Genomic DNA, 10,072 nt, shown 5'->3' on the forward strand with positions numbered 1-10,072 from the left:
TGATAATTTAAAGTTTTAGAAAAAATGAATGATTTAAGCAATTATAGAAAATCATATGAGAAAAGTGAATTATTGGAATCTTCCATTCCTGAAGATCCTATAAATCTTTTTAATAGATGGTTTCACGAAGAAGAAGATTTTGATGAAAGTGGAGAAGTCAATGCTATGACAGTTTCTACAATTGGATTGGATGGTTTTCCGAAATCACGTATTGTTTTATTGAAAAAATTCAATGAAGAAGGTTTTATTTTTTTTACTAATTATAATTCTGAGAAGGGCAGAGCCATAATTAATAATCCAAAAATTTGTCTTTCTTTTTTTTGGGAAAGTTTGGAACGCCAGGTAATAATAAAAGGGATTGCCCAGAAAACTTCCGAAAATATTTCGGATGGATATTTTGAGTCAAGACCGGATGGTAGTAAATTAGGTGCCATAGTATCCAATCAAAGTGAGGTAGTACCGTCGCGGGATTATCTTGAAGAAAATTTAAAGCAATTAGAAAAAGATTTTGAAGGAAAAGAAATTCCGCGCCCAAAGCATTGGGGAGGTTTCTTAGTAATGCCTTTGGAAGTAGAGTTTTGGCAAGGAAGACCAAATCGTTTGCATGATCGAATTCGTTATACACTTCAGGACGATTTTTCATGGAAAATCTCTCGGCTTGCCCCGTAATGTAAGAATACGGTATTATCTTTTGCAATTTATATGTAGTTCATCGATTTTATTTGGTACTTTTAAGTTTAGTGGGTTTATTTGGATTAAAATTTGATCTAAGCCGTTAACATTAAAGAAGTTTGCCCCCAATCTACTTTAAACTTAAACTACTATTTTTATGAACTCGAAATTATTTCGTTTATGTTTTTTTGCTGCAATTTTGAGTTTTATTGTTTCCTGTACAGCCGAAGATAGTGCTACAACACAAGAAGCTTCGGAAAATCCTGCGATTGTTTTGAACTATGATTATAGCCCGGTTGAATTAGAAACAATGACTTTGATTAACAATTACCGTGTAAGTATAGGTTTGAATGCTTTGGAAAAAATTAATCATGTTTCATATAAATCTGAAGAGCATGATAATTATATGATTGCCAATAATGTTGTGAATCATGATGATTTTGAGGCACGTTCATCAAATATTATGAAAGTTTTGCATGCAAAAAATGTAAGTGAAAATATTGCTTACAATTACAATAGTGCCAAAGGTGCATTTGATGCTTGGCTAAAAAGTGAAGGGCACAAACAAAATATAGAAGGCGATTTTACACATTTTGGTATTTCAATCAGAGAGAATCCTGCAAATGGTAAAAAATATTATACAAATATCTTTGTTAAGATTTAAAATCAAAAACAGAACAAAACAAAAAAACTACCAATTTGGTAGTTTTTTTGTTTTAAAAAAGATCTCTTTATAGAGCAGTAATGATAAATTCACTACGTCTATTTTGTTGATGTTCTTCTTCAGTACATTGTACTCCATCAGAGCATTTATTAACTAATTGAGTTTCTCCATAGCCTTTACTGGTTAATCTGTTTGGACTAATACCATTTTTAATCAACCAATCTTTTGTAGATTTTGCTCTTCTTTCAGATAATCCTTCATTATATTTAAAAGAAGCACGACTATCTGTATGTGAACGGATATCGATTTTCATGTTTGGATATTCGGCCATAACATCTAATATTTTAGCTAAATCCAGAGCGGCTTCCTGTCTAATATTTGATTTGTCTAAATCAAAATAGATCCATTTAATTCCGAAGCATTTACCTAAATCGTCACCAACGGCTACTTTACACAAGGCTTTTTCAAGTGCGAAATTTAATTCAGCTTTGCAATCAGAAGGCATTGTTTTTGTTTGTTCTGCGGTTGTGTATTCTTCTTTTTCAACTCTTACACTGTATGTTTTTTTCTTGTGTAAATTAGTAAATGAATATTTACCATTAGAATCAGATTGCACACTGCTGATTACTTTATGTTGATCATCATAAAGAGTTACTTTTGAATTTGAAAGTACTTGTGCTGAAACCAACTCCTTTACAACTCCACTTAATTCAGGTTTACAAAGTGGTTTGACTTCTAGAAATTGATAAATATCATCGTATCCTTTTCCGCCATCTCTATTGGAAGAGAAAAATCCAATTTTGTTTTTGGTATTTATTAAATAGGCAAAATCATCTTTTGGTGAATTGACATCCGCACCTACATTTTGAACCTCCTCAAAAGTCCCATCTGGATTAATTTTGGATACAAATATATCAAGTCCTCCAAGTCCAGAATGAGTATCCGAAGCAAAATAGAGTTCGTTTTCATCGCTTACAAACGGAAATGTTTCTTTTCCTACAGTATTAATTGTTTGTCCTAAATTTTGAGGAGATCCGTAGCTACCATCACTATTGATGCTAACTTTAAAAATATCTGATTCTCCCAAGGTTCCAGGCATATCTGAAACAAAATATAATGTTTTTTCATCAGGACTAAGAGCGGGATGCGCAGTACTATAATTGTTGCTATTGAATGGTAACTCAGTAACATTTCCCCAATCTTTGTCTCCAAAACTGGCTTTGTATAATTTAATCAATGTAACTTTATTATCATCTTTTCCTTTTTTTCCTTCCAAATAATTATTTCTGGTGAAATACATAGTCTTGCCGTCTTTTGTAAAAATTGCACTGGCTTCATGAAATTTTGATTTCACACCTTTTGAAAATTTGCTAACTTTTTCAGCCTTTAATGAATCACCACTTAGGTTCGCTTCATATAAATTTGTAAAATACTGATCGGTCCAAGTATGTTTTCTTTGTCCTAAGCTTCCTGTATCTCTTGACGAAGTAAAAACTAATTTATTCTCATTGTAGAATGAACTTCCATAATCAGAATATTTAGTGTTAATTCCAGCGTCTTTAACTTTATATCGACCAGAATTTTCTTTTATTTCATCTAAGAAATTTACATTCTGGATATAAAGTTCTCCCTTTTTAGCATTGTCTGATTTTTCATTGTAGATTTTAAGCATTTCATTTGCCTTTTCATTATCACCTGTAGATCTTAGGCAGTAGGCATATCTGTAATAGTATACGGGATCAACATTTGTTGTTAAAGCAAATAATTGACCATACCAATTAGCAGCCTTATCCAATTCAGAATTAAAGAAATATGCATTACCCAATTTTTGGAACATATCAGGTGATTGATATCCTTTTGCAGCAATTCTTTCGTATGTTTTTATTGCGTCAATATAGGCGTAATTGTCGTATTTTTTATCCGCACTTGCTACTTTAGCTTTTTGGGCATAATTGCTTAATGAAGAGAAGTAAAGTATTGCTAAGTAAATTACTGTAATGTTTTTCATAATATTAATTTTTTAGGAATCTTTAATAATATTTTTGATTACTATAAGAGTTTTTCATCGAGTATTGTTACTAGATAATTGATTGAATTTTTTTAGATATTCATTGGCCTTGTCCGTTTTTCCAATTGATTTTAGGGCAATAGAAAAACGATAATAATATTCAGGTTCTAAATCTGATGTTTTATTAAATAGTTTACCATAACATTTTTCAGCTTTATCTAATTCGTCATTAAAAAAATAGGAATCCCCCATTTTTTTTAACATATCAATAGATTCATACCCTTTTTCGGCAACTCTTTCGTATGTTTTAATAATATCTATATAAGCATACGAATCTACTTTTTTGGGTGCATCGGAAATTGAAATTTTTGCATTTTCAGTTTTCAATGTTGTATCCGATTTTAGATTAGTTTTTTCATCTTGTAGTCCTTCTTTAAATATTGGGGTTACAATTCGTTTGCTATTTGGGCCTAAATCATAAGTTCTAATTAATTTTGGATTACTTACATCATAAACTGTTTTGTAACCTCCAAATTTCATTGGGACAACCTCTTCTACATGATAGTATTTCACTTTCATGTTAGGATGGTAAATTTTATCATCCATTGCCAAACTATTTGTGGAATCACCTATTTTTTTTTCATTTAATGAAACCGCACTTTTTTGAGTCCAACTATTGAATGAAAATAAACTTATAATTACGGTGTAAAGAAGTATTTGTTTTTTCATGACATTTGTTTTAAGAGTAAACACTTTTTATGATGTAATTACTATTTGCTGATTCTTTTCATTAATAGACTGACAAACTATTTTAGCATTAAAAGAATCTAGGAGTTGTGATTTTGCTATTTTTCTTAAATATCTCATAACGTAAGAAAATCTCATGAGAACCAGAATTGTAATTATCTAGTTCAGTAGTTTCAAAATCATAGCTATATCCAACGTAGAAAGCATCTGAAATTTGGAAACCAGCCATAGCACTAACTGATGCACTCCATCTATAGGCCAAACCAACCACAAATTTTTCGTTGAACAAAAAGTTGCCGGAAAGATCAACTTGTAAAGGGGAACCTTCCACTAATTTGGTCATGAAAGTTGGTTTGAATTTTATTGAAGAATTTAAATCGAAAACATATCCCCCAATCAAATAATAGTTTATTTTTTCTTTATAAATAGCTACATCATTGTCGTTGTATGCATCTGTTTCTATAAAGTTAGGAATTGAAAATCCTATATAGGCTTTATGTGAATGTAAATAAATACCAGCTCCTATATTTGGCGAAAATTCATTGTCAAAATTTTGAAATTGAGGATCCGTTTGATCACTTGGATTTAATTTATTCACATCTATACTGAATAAATTTGCGGTTCCTTTTACACCAAATGACAACTTATAAGATTCCGAAACTGGAATTGTATAGGATAGATCTGCGGATATTGAATTAGTAGTTGATGGCCCAATTTCATCATTTATTATAGAAACACCTAATCCTAATTTGCTATTATTGAAGGGAGTGTTTACTGATAGTGTATTGGTTATAGGAGCACCATCAAGGCCAACCCATTGCGTACGATGCAAAGCGAAAAAACTTAAGGCACCTCTTGAACCAGCATATGCAGGGTTCACATTTATTGTGTTGTACATATATTGAGTATATTGAGCATCTTGTTGCGCATAACTTACAATGGCTGTAAACATCATAACGATTGAAAATAATTTTGTTTTCATAGTTAGCTATTTGTTGGTTTAAATTGGCTATTTTTCAACAGCATAGTTTTGAGGATTTATTTATTAATGCTATAGTCTTTTTTAAAAGATAGTTGAGAATGCTCTGAGAGATAATCCTCAGAGCATTTTCAAATCTTATTTATTTTACTAAATATAGATACCCATCTTTTTTAATATTTAGTGTTTTGCCTTGGCCATCAACGGTATCATAACTTATTATATAGAAGTATGTTCCTGTTGGCAAACCTTCATTTTTATTAATTGTTGTTCTTCCCTCGGATCTTCCTCTAAATGCATTTCCTTCGTTGTTGTAATTGTCTTTCTCGAAAACTAAAACACCCCAACGATTGAATACTTCAACTCTTATATTTTTATAGCAATCATTGTTTTCTAAGTTTTCAATTTGGAAGTAATCATTTCTTCCATCTTCATTAGCAGAGAAGGCGTTGTGTATAATAAGAGTTTTACAATCGAGTACTTTACAGTCATCGTTAATTGGAACTATGAAAAATACACTTCTAGGACAATCACCTGCAATTTTGTACTCAAAATGATACGTGTTTACAGCAAGTCCAAAGGCATTTAGGATATTCCCGTTTATTGCTCCAGTATTATCAGTGTCAATCCAAGTTCCACCTGTAGGAACTCCTTGAGGTAATAATTTTGTCAAATCAACATTACCGTTAGTTGTATCTGCATTACAAAATGCTGGACTGGTGATTGTAATAGGCTCAATTGCCGCAACATTGATTGTAATTGTTGATGTACCGCAGTTTGTAGGATTTGCAGCTTCACAAACTTGATAGTCAAATACATATTGACCAGCTGCTACGCCATTGGTAAATGTTACATTTCCGTTGTCATCAATATCGATATGTTGTCCGATAGCAGTTAAAAGTTTAAATTTAAAATCTGCGATATTTGCTGGCGAACCATTCAATAAATCGTTGCTTAATGCATTGCGAATTGCATCACCAATTGAGCATTGTGTTACATTATAAGTATCAGGCGTTGGTTGTATGTCGGCAAACGTTTTACAACTGATACCAAAATCAATATCTAAATGAACTTGGTCATCAGCACTTACAGTAGCAGTTTGCGGATTACCATTTGTAGGACCACAAACTTCAAAGCTTGTTGGTTTAACAGTTTTTGGTGATTTTGCAATTTTGCTTGTACTTGGTAGAACTTTAACCAGTCCTGTAGCACCTATTACAGAAGATTGTGTTTCTAAGTTGGCATCCATTTTTAGTTCAACTTTATAGTCACCAAAAGCACCGGCATCTGGTCTGTTTCTCCAGAAACCTTGTATACCAATAATTACTGTATCTGAGTAATTATTAGGACCAGTTACAAATAAATTTGGAGATTTTGCATTTCCAAAACCAGCAGCATTCAATTCTCCAACATTCATTGGTCCTACGTAGCTTCCATCGCCATTAAGGTCAATCCATTCCCATTTGCTATAATCAAATGATCCGTTGGCATCAGGTATGTTTTGAGTTACCAAATTATCATTGTTGGCATCAAACCATTCATCTTGAATACCATTGTTATTCACATCGTACCAAACAAAGTCTCCTAGTACAGGTAAATCTGATTTGTCATATCCAAAATCATGTACTTGATATATACAGTTTTCTAAGGTTGTAAAGAATAAACTTGAATTTACTGGATATAATTGGTATGCGCTATTTAAATTTGCATCTTGTACTTGCACTAAGTAATCTCCAGCAACCATTCCAGTAAAATTATAATACCCTTGAGCATTGGTAATTCTGATTTGGATAGGACCTGCTGTAGTTCCTTGGGGAATTAAGTTTACGGGTACATTTGCTAGTGGAGTATTAGTTCCTGCATTAAAAACTATACCTGCAATTTTTGTAGTATTATTACAAATGACAGTTATGGTTACAGTTGCAGTATCACAATTTCCGAAGTCAGCATTTTCACAAATTTGATACACTAAGGTGTAAGTTCCAGCTGGTGTTCCGTCTTTTAAATCTATAGAACCGTCTGTATTCATTGTTATGTGTCCAGTTGCATCTGGTGTTACTAAAGTCAAAGTAACATCGGCAGGATTTACTGCAACGGTATTCAAAGTATCATTGTTGAATACATTAAGTACATTAGATGCGCCATTTATCCCATCTATTGGCCCTGCAGAGTCATCTACAGCATCAATTTTAAATGTTGGTCTAGAAGTACATTTTGGATCTGATGGAGGATAATTAGCTATAATTGTTTCACTTGGATTTAATGTAAATGTTACAGAAGCAGTAGGTCTTAGGTTTTCAAAACCATCAGAACCTTCAACCCATTGTCCATTGTCTAATAATAACCAACCAGGCCAATCAATTCCATTACCATTTTCATCAACAATTGCTCCTGGCCAAAGTACTTTTCCATTCAATGGCAAGTTAGTCATTGTGGCAACTACATTATTATTACTATCTGTCCAAGTCAAAGTCAATCCATTCACAGGAGTGAAATTATTGGCAGTTGTTGTGTAGCTAAAGTAAGGAACATCATTGATACAGATTGCTTCTCCAGCAACAGTCATGCTAGGTACTTCTATAGTAACTGTTACAGTGGCAGTATCACAATTGGTATTGTTTAGTTTTTCACATATTTGATACGTCATTGTTTGTGTACCAGCAGGAGCATCAGGCAATACATCAATAGAACCATCAGGATTCATTTGTAAAAATGGATTTGATGTTACTGTTGTTAAAATTACATCTGCTGGATTTACAGGCAATGTATTCAAAGTGTCATTAGTGAAAACATTGATAACATTTGGTGTAGTTTGATTCACACCAACAATTGTTCCTGCATTATCATCAACAGCATCGATTGGATTTGTTTTTTCGTTCACAATTTCATCATCTGATGCACTTATTGGTGTCTCATTTGGTGTAAATCCATCGGCTTTTGCAACATTAGTAACTGAACCTGTATTTAAATCTTCTTGAGTTACAGTATAGCTTTGTGTGTATTCTGAACTCGCACCAGGTGCTAAAACATCTATAATTGTGTCTAATCCTGTAAGTGGATCTTTTACGGTTATTTGATGTAATGTTTGATTACCAGTATTTTTAACAGTTATTGTATAGTTAATGATATCACCAACTCTACTGTAGCTTTCAGTAGTAGCAGTTTTTATTACTGCCAATCCAGGAGTTTGAGTCAATGGTGTGATCGTACAATCTGGACAATCTTCTTTTATTGGGCAATTTGTACAAGGCGTAGGATCAGATGAAGTATCCGTAACAGGATTTCCTTTAGGATCTTTACCCACAACCGTTGCCAAGTTATATACATATCCAGTATTTATGTCTTCTTGAGTGATTGCATGCGAACCAGAGAATGTTGTTGAATCTGTTGCACCAACAGTAAGCGTGGCAATTGGTCCGCCTGCAATAGTTGCATTATTATCTGTAACTGTCACATCAGTTAATGTAGTATTTCCAGTATTTGTTACTACAAAATTATAAGTTACTACATCACCCACATTTGTAATACCATCATTATTACTATCTACATAAGTTCCGTCTTTAGTAATGTTTATACTAGGAGACTGTGTTAAAGGTGTAATTGTACAATCAGGACATTCAGGATCTTTTGGACAAGTTGTGCAAGGTGTAGGGTCTGAAGATGTGTCGGTCACATTTTTATCTTCAGGATCTTTTGCTGTTGCCGTAGCTAAGTTGTATACATATCCTGTGTTGATATCATTTTGAGTGATGACATGTGAGCCAGAGAATGTTGTTGAATCACTAGCTCCAACAGCTAATGTTGCAATTGGTCCACCTGTAATAGTTGCATTATTATCAGTAACTGTTACATTGGTTAGCTCTACACTTCCTGTATTAGTAACTACAAAATTATAAGTAACAACATCTCCTACATTGGTAACACCATCTTGATTGCTATCAACATAAGTGCCATCTTTGGTAATGTTTATACTTGATTCAGAAATTATATATGTATAATTAGCTTTACACCCTTTACTGTCAGTAATTTCAACACTGTATGTTCCATTTGGTAAGTTCGAGATATCTTCTGTTGTAGCTCCATTTGACCATAAGTATGCATATGGAGCTGTTCCTCCTGAAACTGTTAAATCAATAGAACCATTATTACAGCCAACACAATTATTGTTATTTGTTATTACTGCTGTAGCGCTTAATGCAGCCTCTGGTTGTCCAATTGTTACATTACAAGTTGTTTTGTATCCTAATTTATCAGTTACTGTAACGGTATGTGAACCTGCGTTTAAACCAACGGCTTGTGCAGTGGTTTCCCCATTATCCCATAAGTAGGTGTAATCCCCGTTTCCGCCAATGGCAGTAACGGTTGCCACACCATTGCTATCACCATAACACTTGGCTGGAGCATTTTGTATAATACTGCAGGACAACACGTCAGGTTGTGTGATTGTGATTTCGCATGTGGTTTTACAGCCTTTGGAGTCTGTAACCGTAACGCTGTGTAATCCCGCGTTAAGAGCCGTTGCTTGTTGTGTAGTTTCGCCATTGTCCCATAGGTAAGTGTAACCTCCGTTACCACCTATTGGAGTAACGGTTGCTTGCCCATCGCTTAGCCCATTTGAAGAGACGGCTTTGTCTTGGGCTATTGAACAGGTTAGCACTGCTTCTGGTTGTCCAATTGTTACATTACAAGTTGTTTTATATCCTAATTTGTCAGTTACTGTAACGGTATGTGAACCTGCGCTTAAACCAACGGCTTGTGCAGTGGTTTCCCCATTATCCCATAAGTAGGTGTAATTCCCGTTTCCGCCAATGGCAGTAACGGTTGCCACACCATTGCTATCACCATAACACTTGGCTGGAGCATTTTGTATAATACTGCAGGACAACACGTCAGGTTGTGTGATTGTGATTTCGCATGTGGTTTTACAGCCTTTGGAGTCTGTAACCGTAACGCTGTGTAATCCCGCGTTAAGAGCCGTTGCTTGTTGTGTAGTTTCGCCATT

The 10,072-nt window shown here is 33.8% G+C and carries 6 protein-coding genes; 2 read left to right on the top strand and 4 right to left on the bottom strand.

Annotated features, from left to right (window positions below; translation table 11 throughout):
• The first annotated feature begins 24 nt into the window (after window positions 1-24).
• Window positions 25-669, top strand: coding sequence for a pyridoxamine 5'-phosphate oxidase (gene pdxH, locus DOS84_RS12725; RefSeq protein ID WP_111410492.1), 645 nt, complete (start codon window positions 25-27; stop codon window positions 667-669).
• A 160-nt stretch (window positions 670-829) separates the two neighbouring features.
• On the top strand, window positions 830-1,336 hold the full coding sequence (locus tag DOS84_RS12730; RefSeq protein ID WP_111410493.1) for a CAP domain-containing protein: 507 nt from the start codon (window positions 830-832) through the stop codon (window positions 1,334-1,336).
• A 67-nt stretch (window positions 1,337-1,403) separates the two neighbouring features.
• On the opposite strand, the gene DOS84_RS12735 is transcribed toward DOS84_RS12730, so the two are convergent.
• The 4 genes from DOS84_RS12735 to DOS84_RS19235 all read right to left on the bottom strand — a co-directional run.
• Window positions 1,404-3,344, bottom strand: coding sequence for an OmpA family protein (locus DOS84_RS12735; protein WP_111410494.1), 1,941 nt, complete (start codon window positions 3,342-3,344; stop codon window positions 1,404-1,406).
• A 54-nt stretch (window positions 3,345-3,398) separates the two neighbouring features.
• Window positions 3,399-4,073, bottom strand: coding sequence for a tetratricopeptide repeat protein (locus DOS84_RS12740; RefSeq protein ID WP_111410495.1), 675 nt, complete (start codon window positions 4,071-4,073; stop codon window positions 3,399-3,401).
• Window positions 4,074-4,161: 88 nt separating this feature from the next.
• Window positions 4,162-5,073 carry a PorP/SprF family type IX secretion system membrane protein gene (locus tag DOS84_RS12745; RefSeq protein WP_111410496.1) on the bottom strand — a complete coding sequence of 304 codons (912 nt, stop codon included), beginning with the start codon at window positions 5,071-5,073 and terminating at the stop codon, window positions 4,162-4,164.
• A gap of 139 nt (window positions 5,074-5,212) precedes the next feature.
• Window positions 5,213-10,072: DUF7507 domain-containing protein (locus DOS84_RS19235; protein WP_207802060.1), on the bottom strand; the 4,860-nt coding region annotated here is incomplete at its 5' end.

It is taken from the genome of Flavobacterium aquariorum, assembly GCF_003254745.1.
Classification (GTDB): Bacteria; Bacteroidota; Bacteroidia; order Flavobacteriales; family Flavobacteriaceae; genus Flavobacterium; species Flavobacterium aquariorum.

What these genes read in the sequence shown, in the direction of transcription:
- pdxH (WP_111410492.1), top strand. Translation starts at nt 25, where the DNA reads ATGAATGATTTAAGCAATTATAGAAAATCATATGAGAAAAGTGAATTA.
- DOS84_RS12730 (WP_111410493.1), top strand. Translation starts at nt 830, where the DNA reads ATGAACTCGAAATTATTTCGTTTATGTTTTTTTGCTGCAATTTTGAGT.
- DOS84_RS12735 (WP_111410494.1), bottom strand. Translation starts at nt 3,344, where the DNA reads ATGAAAAACATTACAGTAATTTACTTAGCAATACTTTACTTCTCTTCA.
- DOS84_RS12740 (WP_111410495.1), bottom strand. Translation starts at nt 4,073, where the DNA reads ATGAAAAAACAAATACTTCTTTACACCGTAATTATAAGTTTATTTTCA.
- DOS84_RS12745 (WP_111410496.1), bottom strand. Translation starts at nt 5,073, where the DNA reads ATGAAAACAAAATTATTTTCAATCGTTATGATGTTTACAGCCATTGTA.